Here is a 13639-nt window from a genome sequence, read left to right as displayed (position 1 = left end):
GCTTGTGCGGGAGATCACAGGCGACGGGGACGCTGGCCGGACGTCACGAAAAGGGCACGGTCCCACTGATTGCCACCAATATTGTTGGCAATCCCACCCGGATGCGCCTACGATCCAAGCCAGACGCGGTTGTGATCTGGATCACCCCCCTCCGGCTCGACCCGTCTGCGCTACTCCCACGGGAGTGGTGTCCCTTTCACCCCGCACCGGAAGAGTCAGTGGGCACATGGCAGCACGTTTGACGTTGGCGGAGGTCAACCTCCACTTCGGAGGAGTGACCGTTCTGAAGGATGTCGGCTTCGCTGTGGAACCGGGAACGGTCCTCGGCCTGGTCGGCCCCAACGGCGCGGGCAAGACCTCTCTGTTCAATTGCATCTCCGGCCACTACCGGCCGAGCTCCGGCTCCATCCGGATCGACGATGCCGAGATCAGCCAGGTCCGCCCGGCCGGCATGTCCCGTCACGGCCTCGCCCGGACCTTCCAGCATCCGGCGCTGCAGCTGGAGTCCACCGTCCTGGACAACGTGCTGTTGGGAGGACACGCGCGCCTGCCGGGTGGGCCGGCGTCGTGGGCCGTGCGCCTGCCGCCGATGGTCCGCAGCGAACGCGAACTGAGGGCCGAGGCACTGGGGCGGTTGGAGGACCTCGGTCTCGGCTGGGCGGCGCACCGCAGCGCGGACGAACTCTCCCATGGCCTGCACAAGGGAGTGGAACTGTGCCGGGCTCTGATGGCGCGGCCGCAGGTGCTGCTGTTGGACGAGCCCGCCGCCGGGCTGTCCCACGGAGAGGTCGACTCGTTCATCCAGACCATCCACGGACTCAAGGCCGCCGGCGAGATCACGCTCGTGATCGTGGAACACCACATGGGGGTGATCTCGGCACTGGCGGACCGGGTCGTCGTACTGGACCACGGCAGCAAGCTCATGGAGGGCACCGCGGCGGAGGCCCAGTCCGATCCCCGGGTGATTGAGGCGTATCTGGGCAAGGACAGCACGGGCAGTGCGGACAGTGCGGAGGGCATCGGCGATGACGTTGCTTGAGATCACGGACCTGACGGCGCACTACGGCCCCGTCCAAGTGCTTCACGGGGTGTCCCTGAGCGTCCCCGAGCAGGGCGCCGTGGGGATCCTCGGTGCCAATGGAGCGGGGAAGACCACCACCCTGCGCGCGATCAGCGGTGCCGTCAGGGCCGGCGGACAGATCCGTTTCGAAGGCCAGGACATCCGCGGCCGGAAGCCGAACGAGGTCGCCGCCCTCGGGATCGCCCACGTGCCGGAGGGGCGCGGAACCCTGGGCAACCTCACGGTCAAGGAGAACCTCCAGGTGGGGGCCTACCTGCGCAAGGACCGCAAGCGGATCCAGCAGGACATCGACCACCTGCTGGAGCTGTTCCCCAACCTGCAGGAGCGCTACACCGCGAATGCCTCGGCCCTGTCCGGAGGAGAGCAGCAGATGCTGGCCGTGGGTCGCGCCTACATGGCGCGCCCCAGGCTCCTGCTGCTGGACGAGGCCTCTCTCGGGCTGGCGCCCAGCACCGCGAAGACCGTCTATGACGCGATCCGGGTGCTGCGCGAGGAGACCGGCGTGGCCATGCTCCTCGTGGAGCAGAACGCCAACCTCGCCTTCACGATCGTGGACACGGCGACCGTCCTGGAGACGGGCCGCAGCGTCCTGAGTGGAACCTCGGCGGAGCTCAAGGGCCGTGACGAGATCCGCAGAGCATACCTGGGAGGCTGATGATGGGAACCTTCATCCAATTGGTGGTCGACGGCCTCGCCATGGGCTCTGTCTACGGGGCGATCGCGCTGGCGATCGTCCTGGTCAACCAGTCCACCGGCATGATCAACTTCGCCCAGGGCGGCATGGCCGTGCTCTCGGCCTACCTGGCCTTCACCTTCCTCGGGCTGGGGCTGCCCCTGATCGTGGCCATCCTGCTCTCCGTGGCGGCCTCGTTCGTCATCGGGGCACTGATCGAACGCTTCCTGATGCGCCGCTTCATGGGCGGGGCGGAGGACACCCAGGTGGTGGTCACGGTCGGCCTGCTGACCCTGCTCACCGGCATCTGCGGATGGCTCTGGTCCTACAACAACCTGCAGTTCCCCTCCCTGTTCCCGTCCTCGGCCTTCACCTTCCTGGGTGCCGCGATCAGCTGGCGGTCCCTCGGCACCTTCCTGGCGATCGCCGGGATCATGGTCCTGCTGCAGCTGCTGTTCCGCCAGACCAAGCTGGGCCTGGCCCTGCGGGCGGTGGCGGACAACCGGCAGTCCGCGTCCTTCGCGGGATTGCCGGTCGGGCGGCTGCTCATGGTCGGCTGGGGGCTGGCCGCCGCACTCGGCGCGGTCGCCGGCGCCCTCGTGGCACCGCGGCTCTCCCTGACGCCGGGCATGCTGGACACCACCCTCGTCTACGCGCTGGCTGCCGTCATCCTCGGCGGGATCACCAGCCCCGTCGGGGTGGTCGTCGCGGCCTGGCTGATCGGCGTCCTGGAGAACCTGGCCGCCGTCTACGTGCCGATCATCGGCCATGACCTGAAGATCGCGGTGCCCTTCATCCTGCTCTTCGTGGTCCTCCTGCTGCGGCCCCAGGGCCTGTTCGGACGCAAGACCGTGGTGCGAGTCTGATGGGCACGCAGAAGACCGGACTGCTCCGGACGCCGTGGTTTCAGCTCACCCTCGCCCTGGTGGCCGTGGTGCTGCTCGTGGTGGCCCCCTTGCTGCTGCCCATCCCCGTCAATCAGACGCTGGCGCGGATCGGCGTCTTCGCCGTCGCCGTGCTCGGCCTGAACGTCATCATGGGTTACACGGGGCAGGTCTCTCTGGGCCAGATCTTCTTCCTGGGCCTCGGCGCCTACGTCACCGCCTACGGGGTGGAGCACGGCTGGAACATCGCGCTGGTGTTCCTCGCCGCCGTCGTCATCCCCGGCGTGGCCGGCCTGATCGTGGCCCTGGCCGCCGCCCGGCTCGGCGGACTGGCCATTGCGATGGTCACTATCGCCCTGCCGATCGTCGGCGTCCCCCTGGCCAAGCGGCTCAGCGAGTTCACCGGCGGCTCTCAGGGCATCTCCGCCCGGTTCTCCTCCGCGCCCGACTGGACCGGTCTGGCCGATGACCAGTGGCAGTACTACCTCGTGCTGGGCATCGGCGGAATCACCTTCCTGCTGGTCTTCAACCTGGTCCGCGGCAAGTACGGCCGGGCCTTCCGGATCGTCAAGGAGAACGAGGCCGTGGCCGGGGCCATGGGCATCTCGCCCTACCGGTACAAGGTCCTCGCCTTCACGATCGCCTCCATGGTCGGCGGTGTCAGCGGGTTCCTCTACATGGTGGTCGTGCAGTACACGTCCCCCGAGACCTTGGCCTTCCACCACTCGATCAGCCTGTTGGCCGCCATGGTGGTCGGCGGCGCCGGCAGCATCATCGGCTCCCTGATCGGTGGCGTGTACTACGTGCTGGTCCCCAACTTCACCAACGAGGTGGCCCCCACCCTCACCTCGCTCATCCAGGGCGCGATCCTGCTGCTGGTGCTGTTCGTCCTGCCGGGCGGCATCGCCAGCCTGCCCCGGGTGCTGCGCCGCTGGACCGGCCGCTCATCACGCTCGTCACCCAGTACTCCACCCAGTACTCCACCCAACACCCCTCCCAGTTCCGCCTCAGCAAAGGAAGACTCGCCATGATCCTGAAGAAGAAGGTCCTCAGTGCCGTTGCCATGGGCGCCGTCGCCGCTATGGCCCTGTCCGGATGCGGCCGTTCCGACGGCGGCGGATCGGACGGCGGTGGAGACGGCGGGGGCACGGCAGCCAGCCCCGGCATCACGGACGAGACCATCACCCTGGGCGTCACCACGCCGCTCAGCGGTGGCACGGCCGGCCCGGGCACCTGCACGGTGGCCGGCCTGGCCGCGTACATGGGCGCGGCCAATGACGCCGGCGGCATCGAGTTCGGGGACGGCAAGACCCGCACGGTGGAGATCGAGGCGTTCGACGACACCTACGATCCGCAGAAGGCCTTGTCCAACTTCCAGCAGAACCAGGGCAACGTCTTCGCCTTCACCTCCGGCCTCGGTACGCCCACCAACCGGGCCTACCGGGAGGCCGCCATCGATTCCGAGGTCCCACAGGTGCTCGTCCAGACCGGTGACCCGATCTTCAGCGACCAGACCGAGAGCCCCTGGCAGCTGGGCTTCGTGCCGATCTACCAGAACGAGGGTGAGGCCTTCGGTGAACTGCTGGCCGGTTCCGACGAGGACCTGACCGTCGCCATCCTGTCCCAGAACGACGACTACGGTGAAGGCTACGTCGAGGGCTTCAAGGAGGCCATCTCCGGTTCTGACAACATCGAGATCGTCTCGGAACTGACCTACGAGGCCACGGACACCTCGGTCGATGCCCAGCTCACCGAACTCGCCGGGACGGACGCGGACGTGTTCTTCAACGCCATGTCCATCACCCCGCTGGTCATCTCCTCGATCGAGAAGAGCCGCGAGCTGGGCTGGTCCCCGAGCTGGTTCCTGCCGTCCAACACCTCCAGCCCGGTCGCCATCCTCGAGCCGGCCGCCGCTGACGCCGAGGACGGCTTCTACTCGGTGTCCTTCGCCAAAGCGCCGCAGAGCCCGGTCTTCGCCGAGGACGAGGACGTGGTGGCCTTCCTGGAGAACCTCGAGCAGTACGCCGCCGACTACACGACCACGCCGGACTTCCCGCACTGCATGTGGAGCTACATGGTCGGTGCCACCCTGGAGGAGGCCTTCAAGAACATGACCGAGCCGACCCGGGAGAACTTCATGGAGGCCCTGCGCAGCATCGAGGACCTGCAGGCTCCGCTGATGCTCGAGGGCACCTCGGTCAACACCACCGAGGACGGCCAGCCGGCCGTGTCCACCGTGGTGGTACAGAAGTACAACGGGCAGGGCTACGAGACCGCGGAGTCCTTCGACTAGGCCCATCCCGCGCAGGCCCGGCCGGTCCTCTGACCGGCCGGGCCTGCGCGCTCCGGTAGCGTGGCTCCCGAGTCCAGCGAAAGGCGAGCCATGTCCGCAGCCGAGCGCCGGCGTCGCCGATTCGGGGGTTTCCGCGGCGGACCGCTGGAACAGGCCTTCCAGATCTATGCGCCCTCCGCCGTCTACGCGGTGGGCCTCGGCGCGATCATGCCGGCCATGGCGCCCGCCGCCACGGCCTTCGGCGCCTCGCTGGCGCTGGCGGCCGCCTCGGTCACCCTGGTCAGCATCGGCTCCCTCGTCGCCAATGCACCGGCCGCCTGGCTGGCCTCCCGCGCCGGCGAACGCATCACGATCATCGTCTCCGCCTGGGTGGGATCCCTCGGCGCCCTGGTGACCCTGGCCGCCGTGGCCGGATGGCTGCCGGTGGCGGATCACACCGGGCTCGGCCTGTTGCTCGCCGGTCTGGTGATCGTGGGCATGGCCGGCGCCGGCTTCAACCTCGCCCGGCAGTCCTACCTCGCGGTGGCCGTCCCCGGCAGCCACCGGGCCCGGGCGATGTCCACCCTCGGCGGCACCATCCGCATCGGCATGTTCGCCGGGCCCTTCCTCGGGGCCGGACTGCAGACCGTCATGGGCCTGCAGGGAGCCTTCGTGGTGGCCACGGCGGCCATGGTGCTCGCCGCCGGCATGAGCTTCACCATCAAGGACCTGCCCGTACCGGGAACGACGCCGGCCGGCAGCACCCAGCCCGCCTCGCCCACAGCTTCAGTCACTGCCGGGCCGGGCCCCCGGCCCACCATGCGGTGGCTGGCACGCCGGCACCGCCGGGTGCTGCTGACCGCCGGCATCGGCGTGATGTGCCTGTCCGCGGCGCGGGCCAGCCGGTCCGCGGTGATCCCTCTGTGGGCTACGGAACTCGGCTTGAGCCCAGCGGCGGCGTCGGCGGTCTACGGGCTGACGGGGCTGGCCGACCTGGTGATGTTCTACCCCTCGGGGTTCCTCATGGACCGACGGGGACGCCGCGTGGTGGCCGTGTTCTGCATGGCAGGACTGGCCCTGGGCACGGCACTGGTGCCATTGACCGGATCTCCCTGGTGGTTCGCCGCGATGGCCGTGGTGGTGGGCCTGGGCAACGGTTTCGGCTCAGGGATCGTGATGACGCTCGGCGCCGACTACTCGCCGCCGGAGGGCCGGCCCCAGTTTCTGGCGCTGTGGCGGCAGTTGTCCGATGTCGGCATGCTCACCGGACCGGCGGTGCTCTCCGCCGTCACGGGGCTGGCCGGGCTGGCCTTCGGCATCTGGGCGGTCGCGGCGATCGCGGCGGCCGGTGCCGTCATCTTCGCCCGCTCGCTCCCCAAGGGGCCCGGCTCGGTGGCGGACCTGGTGGCCCGTTAGTCGCGTGGTGCTGCCAGCCGGCGCCGCCCGGACTGCCAGCGGAAGAAGCCGGAGAGAGCCGCGAAGACCAGCAGCCCCGGACCGGTGGCGAACAGCACGCCGTAGAGGAAGTGCCAGCCGGAATACCATTCCGGTTCGGCGGTCAGGGCTGCGGTCCCCCCGGCCGACTCGAAGCCCCACCAGGCACCCAGCAGCATCGCGCCACCGGTGACCCAGAGGGCCACGTCCCAGAGGGGGTGGCCGCCGGGATGCGGATGGCGGGCGGTCCGGGTGCCGCGGATGTTCCAGTCGGGCCCGGTCCGCAGGATCACGTAGCCGGCCACCAGCCCCCAGAACGCGGCCACCAGGTACGCCGCCACCATGTCCGCGGGGCGGTGCCACGTTCCGATGAAGGTCCCCGCCCCCACCGCGGTGGCGAACACGGCCCCCACGGCGGCGGTCAACGGACGCCACCGCGGAGCGACCATGAGGAACACCGCCACCACGGCGGCCGCGGCGAACGTCGTGTGGCCGGACGGCAGGGAATTGCCGGTGTAGTACGGCACCCCGTTGTCCAGGTCAGGGCGCACCAGCACCCAGTTCTTCAATAGCTGCGTGGTCAGGTTCGCCGCCCCGAATGCCATCGCCGCCACCAGGGACGCGAACCAGCGCCGCCGGTAGACCGTCAACACCAGGAACACCCCGACGCCGGCCACCCCCACGATCTCCGGCAGCCGGTTGAGCACGGTGAGGGTGGACCCCCGCAGTCCCTCGAGCCGGTGTGTGGCCGCTTCCAGGGCCATGAACTCGGCCAGTTGGCCGGTCTGCGTGGTCACGAGGACGCGGAACACCAACAGCAGCAGGGCTGCGGTCACCGCTGCGGCCAGCACCCAGGCCCACGTGCTGCGTGCCGGCCGAAGCAGCACAGTGGCACGGGTGGCACCGGTGGAACCGGTGGCACTGGCGGCACGGACGCGCCGGCCAGGGCCGGTGCCGGCGCCCGCGGGGTCGGAGACAGCAGGGGACATGCACGCCATTGTGGTCCACACGGCTGTGAGGACTCCGAACATCCGGCCGTGGCGGTCATCACTCGACCGTCCACCTCAGAGTCGGGTGTTCTTCGCCGAATTGTCATCCCGGGGTCAGCGGATGCTGGACCGCCGGTGTGGGTTCCGGCTTACTGTAGGGGCCATGGCACACCTTGCGGGTCCCACTCCCGAGCTGTCTTCGGTCCGTCAAGCCTTGTCCGTCTTCGGGCCGATGAGCCGCCAGGAACCCCTCGACTGGGCCGGGGAGTCGCCCTTGGCTCCCGAACTCGCCCGGTTCTACCGGGAGGTCGGGCCGGAGTGGATCGAGATCGACACCGCTGGCCTGCCCTTCCTGTTCTTCCCGCTGGAACGGCTCTGGGACGAACAGGCCGGCTACCGCTGGAACCCCCGCACCGGCGCTCTGCTGGTGGACTGGAACGACGAGTGGACGGTGGTGGCCAAGCAGGGCCCCGACCCCTTCATCCTGGACGGCCTGACCGGCAAGGTCCTCACCGCGCCGGGCGAGGACGGCTGGGAGGACCGACTCGAGGAGCCCGAGCCCACCTTCGGCTCCTTGGAGGAGATGACGCTGGCCCTCACCGCCACCGGCAACGCCTGGGCGCGCTGGGACGACCCGTTCGACGAGGACTGGAACCTGCGCCCGGAGACCACGGCCTCCGTGGTCGAGGCCCTGGAGTCCGTCCTCGGCGATCGCGCCCGCGCCGTCTCCGTGGCGCGCAAGTTCGGCTACTACGCCGCCGTCTAGAGGGGTCTACCGGCGTCCATAGACTGGCGGGGTGACTGCATCGAGCAACCGCCACCGCGACTCCCTCGGCTCCCAGGACCCCAACGGCGCCCGGGACGGGATTCCGCCCCTGCTGGACGGCACGCGGCTGCCGGAGGTGGACGAGCTCCTGGAGGGTGCCGTCGTCGTGGCCCAGCCGATGCACACCCGCTTCCGCGGCGTCACCGTACGCGAGGCCATGCTGCTGCGCGGGCCGGCAGGCTGGGCGGAGTTCTCCCCGTTCGCGGAGTACGGCCCGGAGGAATCCTCGCGCTGGCTGGCCGCCGCCATCGAGGCGGGCTGGCAGGGTTGGCCGGCGCCGGTGCGGGACCTGGTCCCCGTGAACGCGACCGTGCCCGCGGTGGCCGCGGCCGACGTCGGGCGGGTGCTGGACTCCTTCGGTGAGGTGCCCGCCGTCAAGGTGAAGGTGGCGGAATCAGGCCGGACCGGCCCCGAGGGGGTGGCCGAGGACGTGGCCCGTGTGGCCGAGGTCCGCCGGCTGCGGCCGGGGGCCGCGTTGCGGATCGACGCCAACCAGGGCTGGGATCACGCCACGGCCCTCGCCGCCCTGCAGCAGCTCGCGGAGCACGAACTCGAGTACGCCGAGCAGCCCGTGGCCGGGATCGAGGGGCTGGCCAGGCTGCGCGAGGCTCTCCACGCCGCGGGGACGCCGATGCGGATCGCCGCCGATGAATCCGTGCGCAAGGAGACCGACCCGCTCGCCGTGGCCCGGGCCGGCGCGGCGGACCTCGTGGTGGTCAAGGTCCAGCCCCTCGGCGGGGTACGGCGCGCCCTGGGCATCGTCGGGGCGGCCGGCCTGGACGCCGTGGTGTCCTCCGCCCTGGACACCTCCGTGGGGATCGCCGCCGGGGTGGCGCTCGCCGCGAGCCTGCCCGCGCTGCCCTATGCCTGCGGGCTGGGCACCGTGGCGCTGTTCACCGAGGACGTGGTGGTCCCCGGATGGATTCCCGACGCCGGCCGGCTGGCTTCCGGCGCTACTCGCGCCCGTCCCGTCCCCGACCCTTCGGCCCTGGCGCGACTGCGCGCGGACGAGGACCGGCAGCAGTGGTGGCGTCAGCGCCTGGTGCAGGCCCACGGGGTGCTGTCCGCGACCTGACGGGGAATTGAGTGGCACGGGCGTGACCTAAATACACCTCACCCAGTGTTCACCGGGAGGTCACCGGGCGGTGACCGGACGGCGGATTGACGAGGCCAGGCTGTGAAGGCCTTGTGAACGCCACCGTCACCACCTGAAGAGGGAAACCCATGCTGAAGCGCCACCTGCCCATGGTCGGGCACACCCGCGGCAACCGCCTGCCGATCACCTGTGAACTCAAGTGCGGCAGCGCCTGTTCCCACCCGGTTCCGAACACCTCGGACAATCCTCACTTCCGGGACATCGCCAACGCCGCGATCTCCCGCCGTGCTGCACTCGGGCTGGGTGGCGGCCTCGCCGCAGCCGTGGTCGTCGGCGCCACGGCCCTGCAGAACGCCCCCGCGGCCCAGGCTACGAACGCCTTCCACCCCACCGGCGGCGGCAAGCTGCCCTTCGAGGCCATCGCCCCGGTGGAGCGCACCGTGGATGCCATGACCGTCCCGTCCGGCTACGACTGGGCCGCCATCATCCGCTGGGGAGACCCGCTGTTCGATGACTCCCCGGAGTTCGACCTGGAGAACCAGACGGGCGCCTCCCAGGCCAAGCAGTTCGGCTACAACTCGGACTACCTCGACGTCTTCTCGGACGGCGGCAATGACCGCACCGGCTTCCTGGTGAACAGCCACGAGTACACCAACGAGAACATCATGTTCTCCCCGGAGTACCTCAAGTCCAACCCCCAGGACGTCATCGAGGCCGCCATCGAGGCCCACGGGCTCTCGATCGTGGACCTGAAGCGCGGCGGCAAGGGCCAGAAGTGGGAGTACGTCCGGGGCGGCCGCCGCAACCGCCGCATCACCGGCTCCACCCTGTTCACCGTGGACGGGCCAGCCGCCGGTTCGGACCTGCTGAAGACGAAGGACGACACCACCGGGACCAAGGTGCTCGGCACGCTGAACAACTGCGCCGGCGGCACCACCCCGTGGGGCACCGTGCTGTCCGGGGAGGAGAACTTCGACCAGTACTTCGTGGGCTCCGGGGCACCGGAACAGACCCGCATCGGCATCTCGCCCGGGCCGACCTCGCGTCGCTGGGAGACCGTGGACCCGCGGTTCAACCTCAACACGGAGGGTTACGCCAACGAGGCCAACCGCTTCGGCTGGGTCGTGGAGATCGACCCGGAGGACCCGAAGTCCACCCCGGTCAAGCACACCGCCCTGGGCCGCTTCAAGCATGAGGCCGGCACCGCGATCATCTCCCGGGATGGCCACGCCGTGGTCTACTCCGGTGACGATCAAGCCCATGACTACGTGTACAAGTTCGTCTCGAAGCAGAAGTACCGCAAGGGCGACAAGAAGCACAACATGACCCTGCTCTCCGAGGGCACCCTGTACGTGGCCCAGTACTCCGGCAACTCCCCGGCGTCCGAGATCGACGGCACCGGGGCGGTCCCCTCGGATGGCGACTTCGACGGCTGGGGCCGCTGGATCCCGCTGGTGAAGAACGACAAGTCCCTGGTGCCGGACATGACCGTGGACCAGGTGCTGGTCAACACCCGGCTCGCAGGGGACAAAGTCGGCGCCACCAAGATGGACCGCCCGGAGGACATGGAGACCAACCCCGTCACCGGCAAGATCTACCTGGCCCTGACCAACAACTCCGGCCGCACCCGCGAGGGCGTGGACGAGGCCAACCCGGTCTCCAAGCCAGACGGCGGCAACCGCGACGGCCACGTCATCGAGATGATCGAACGCCGCGGCGACCACACCTCCGAGCGCTTCAACTGGAACATCCTGCTGCTCGCCGGTGACCCGGCTGTCTCCGACTCGGTGTACTTCTCCGGGTTCCCCGCGGACCAGGTCTCCCCGATCTCCTGCCCGGACAACCTGGCCTTCGACTCCGAGGGCAACCTCTGGATCTCCACGGACGGCCAGCCCGGCAAGATCGGTTACTCGGACGCCCTGCACAAGGTCACCCTCGACGGCCGCGAACGCGGCCGCGTGGAGCAGTTCCTGGCGGTGCCGGCCGATGCCGAGACCTGCGGGCCGGTGATCCACGACCAGGACAACTCCGTGTTCGTGGCCGTGCAGCACCCCGGCGAGGGCGGCGACTGGGGGGCCCACACCTCCTACTTCCCGGACTTCGTCCCAGAGGGCCCGCTGAAGGGAGACAAGGTCGCCGTGCCGCGCCCGGCCGTCGTCCAGGTCTTCTCGACCACGGGCAACAACGGCCGCTGACCCGCGGCGCACAGAGTGACGCCATCCCCGCCACCGCGCCCGGCTCCGCGCCGGAGACGCTGACGGGGGTGGCGTCACGGTGCATTTAATGGGCCAGCCAGACCAGCCAGACCAGCACCGGAGTTAACCTCCCACTCAGGCTTCCTCCGTAGGATGAGGGCCATGGAGCGAATCCCGGATGACCAGCCCACCCTGAATCCGGCCCTGGACGCCCTGCAGGTGGCCCGGACCGTGACCGCAGCGTTGGTCGACGGCGGCCTGCGCGAGGCCGTGATCGCCCCCGGTTCCCGTTCCGCGCCCCTGGTCTACGCCCTCGCCGAGGCAGAGCGGTCCGGCCGGATCCGGCTCCACGTGCGCGTCGACGAGCGCTCGGCGGCCTTCACCGCGCTGGGACTGGCCCTGGCCTCGGGGCGGCCGGTCGGCGTCGTGACCACGTCCGGGACGGCCGTGGGCAATCTGCTGCCGGCTCTCATGGAGGCCGACCACGCCGGGATCCAGCTGGTGGCACTGACCGCTGACCGCCCGGAGGAGCTGCAGGGCACCGGCGCCAACCAGACCACCTGCCAGGACGGGCTCTTCCCGTTGCACGTGCGCTTCGCGCAGACCTTGAGCGGGGACACCGTTCCGGAGGTGGATCCGGACGAGATCCCGGACTGGCTGGCCGCTGAGGCCGCTGAGGTCTCCGGGGCAGACGCCCATCCGCGCACCACTGCTCTGCGCCGGCACCGGGAGCACCTGGCCTCCGTGGTCTCCCGGGCACTGCTCGCGGCCGGCGGATTCGACACCGAGGACGTGGAGGGGTTTGCCGGGGTGCCGGGGGTCGCCGTGCGCGAGTCCGCCCCCGGTCCGATCCACCTCAACCTGCGCTTCCGTGAGCCGTTGGTCCCGGCCGAGGACGACGCCGGCCCGGAGGCGTGGGACGGTGACGTGGCCGCCCAGCCCGCCAGCGCGACCACCAGCGCGCGCACCAGTACGACCACCGGCCCCGTCCGGGTGAACCCCATGGACCTGACCGAGCAATTGGACCTGGACGTCTCCGAGCTGCACGAGTCCCGCACCGTGGTGGTGGCGGGCCATGGCTCCGGACCGCTGCCGGCCGCCTTCGCGAACGCCCTCGGCCTGCCCCTGCTCGCCGAGCCGAGCTCGAACGCCCGCTTCGGCCACAACGCCGTCGGCGCCTACCCGTGGCTCATCGGTTCCGCCGGCGGGCTGGGGGAGGACTCCCATCCGTTGGCCGCCCGGATCGAGCAGGTCATCCTCTTCGGCCGGCCGACCCTGACCCGGCAGATCTCCGCGCTGCTGGCCCGGGCCGACCTGGCCACGGCGTTCCACCAGCCCGAGCCGGTGGCCTGGTTCGAACCCGGTGCCCGCCGCGAACGTCCGGTGGAGGACCTGGAGGAGCTGGCCGTCGTCGCCGGCCGTGGTCCCGCCGGCTGGCTGACGGACTGGCAACAGGCCGGAGTGCGGGCCCAATCCGCCCTGGACGACGCCCTGGCCACCCGGCATGACGAGATCGGCCGGCCTGGCGCGTTGCGCACCAGCCAACTCGTGGCCAGCACCGTCCGTGGCCCCCTCGTGCTGGGCTCGTCCTCGGTGATCCGGGACGTGGACCTGTCCTGGCGTCCGCCCACGGTGCCGCAGTCCATCGTCTATGCCAACCGCGGACTCGCCGGCATCGACGGCACGGTCTCCACGGCCTCCGGCGTTGCGCTGGGCACCGGCCAGCGCACCGTGCTGCTGTGCGGGGACCTGACCCTGCTCCATGACGTGGGCGGCCTGCTGGTCGGGCCGGGAGAGCGGGAACCGGACCTGGACATCGTGGTGGTCAATGACGCCGGCGGGGCGATCTTCGCCGGCCTCGAACACGGCCTGGTGGCCCAGCGCGAGGGCATGGCCGAGGTGGTGGAGCGCTTCTTCGGAACCCCGCAGGATGTCCAGGTGCGCGCCCTGTGCGCCGCCTACGGCCTGGAGTGGATCCCGGTGGACAGCGAGGATGACCTGCTGTCCACCCTCGGTGGCAGCCCGGGCCCGGGCCGCCGGGTGCTCGAGCTGCGTGCGGACCGCTCCGCCCGACCCCGCGTCCGCCGGCAGGTGGAGGCCGCGGTCCGCCGGACCTTCTGACCCCGATCACGAGCGCGCCAACTGTGGTCTTCATCGGCGTGTCTCGACGCCAATTGCGGCCGTGATGC

General features: G+C 70.3%; 11 protein-coding genes. 10 read left to right on the top strand and 1 reads right to left on the bottom strand.

Annotated features, from left to right (window positions below):
• The first annotated feature begins 226 nt into the window (after positions 1–226).
• The 6 genes from BOSE125_RS11025 (at position 227) to BOSE125_RS11000 (ending at position 6326) form a co-directional block, all read left to right on the top strand.
• Positions 227–1039 carry an ABC transporter ATP-binding protein gene (locus BOSE125_RS11025; protein WP_159552514.1) on the top strand — a complete coding sequence of 271 codons (813 nt, stop codon included), beginning with the start codon at positions 227–229 and terminating at the stop codon, positions 1037–1039.
• Positions 1026–1736, top strand: coding sequence for an ABC transporter ATP-binding protein (locus BOSE125_RS11020; RefSeq protein WP_159552512.1), 711 nt, complete (start codon positions 1026–1028; stop codon positions 1734–1736). Before BOSE125_RS11025 ends, BOSE125_RS11020 begins: the two co-directional genes overlap by 14 nt.
• Complete coding sequence (locus BOSE125_RS11015; RefSeq protein ID WP_236557925.1) at positions 1736–2620, top strand: branched-chain amino acid ABC transporter permease; 885 nt, start codon at positions 1736–1738, stop codon at positions 2618–2620. The genes BOSE125_RS11020 and BOSE125_RS11015 overlap by 1 nt, the downstream gene beginning before the upstream one ends.
• On the top strand, positions 2620–3669 hold the full coding sequence (locus BOSE125_RS11010; RefSeq protein WP_159552510.1) for a branched-chain amino acid ABC transporter permease: 1050 nt from the start codon (positions 2620–2622) through the stop codon (positions 3667–3669). The genes BOSE125_RS11015 and BOSE125_RS11010 overlap by 1 nt, the downstream gene beginning before the upstream one ends.
• Complete coding sequence (locus BOSE125_RS11005) at positions 3666–4931, top strand: ABC transporter substrate-binding protein (protein ID WP_236557924.1); 1266 nt, start codon at positions 3666–3668, stop codon at positions 4929–4931. The genes BOSE125_RS11010 and BOSE125_RS11005 overlap by 4 nt, the downstream gene beginning before the upstream one ends.
• A gap of 90 nt (positions 4932–5021) precedes the next feature.
• Positions 5022–6326, top strand: coding sequence for an MFS transporter (locus BOSE125_RS11000; RefSeq protein WP_115931988.1), 1305 nt, complete (start codon positions 5022–5024; stop codon positions 6324–6326).
• Here the strand turns inward: BOSE125_RS11000 and BOSE125_RS10995 are convergent.
• A complete protein-coding gene (locus BOSE125_RS10995; RefSeq protein ID WP_159552508.1) occupies positions 6323–7333 on the bottom strand; it encodes a phosphatase PAP2 family protein in 1011 nt (336 codons plus the stop codon). The two genes, BOSE125_RS11000 and BOSE125_RS10995, sit on opposite strands and share 4 nt — an antisense overlap.
• A gap of 163 nt (positions 7334–7496) precedes the next feature.
• On the opposite strand from BOSE125_RS10995, the gene BOSE125_RS10990 reads away from it, so the two are divergent.
• From BOSE125_RS10990 to menD, 4 genes are all read left to right on the top strand, one after another.
• Complete coding sequence (locus BOSE125_RS10990; RefSeq protein ID WP_159552506.1) at positions 7497–8099, top strand: hypothetical protein; 603 nt, start codon at positions 7497–7499, stop codon at positions 8097–8099.
• A 100-nt stretch (positions 8100–8199) separates the two neighbouring features.
• A complete protein-coding gene (locus tag BOSE125_RS10985; protein WP_201301287.1) occupies positions 8200–9234 on the top strand; it encodes an o-succinylbenzoate synthase in 1035 nt (344 codons plus the stop codon).
• 149 nt (positions 9235–9383) lie between these two features.
• A complete protein-coding gene (locus BOSE125_RS10980) occupies positions 9384–11450 on the top strand; it encodes a PhoX family phosphatase (RefSeq protein ID WP_159552504.1) in 2067 nt (688 codons plus the stop codon).
• 162 nt (positions 11451–11612) lie between these two features.
• Positions 11613–13571 carry a 2-succinyl-5-enolpyruvyl-6-hydroxy-3-cyclohexene-1-carboxylate synthase gene (menD, locus tag BOSE125_RS10975; protein WP_201301186.1) on the top strand — a complete coding sequence of 653 codons (1959 nt, stop codon included), beginning with the start codon at positions 11613–11615 and terminating at the stop codon, positions 13569–13571.
• Positions 13572–13639 lie beyond the last annotated feature (68 nt).

Origin of the sequence: Citricoccus sp. K5 (genome assembly GCF_902506195.1) — a bacterium.
GTDB lineage: Bacteria > Actinomycetota > Actinomycetes > Actinomycetales > Micrococcaceae > Citricoccus.
This window is presented reverse-complemented; position numbering and strand designations above follow the sequence as displayed.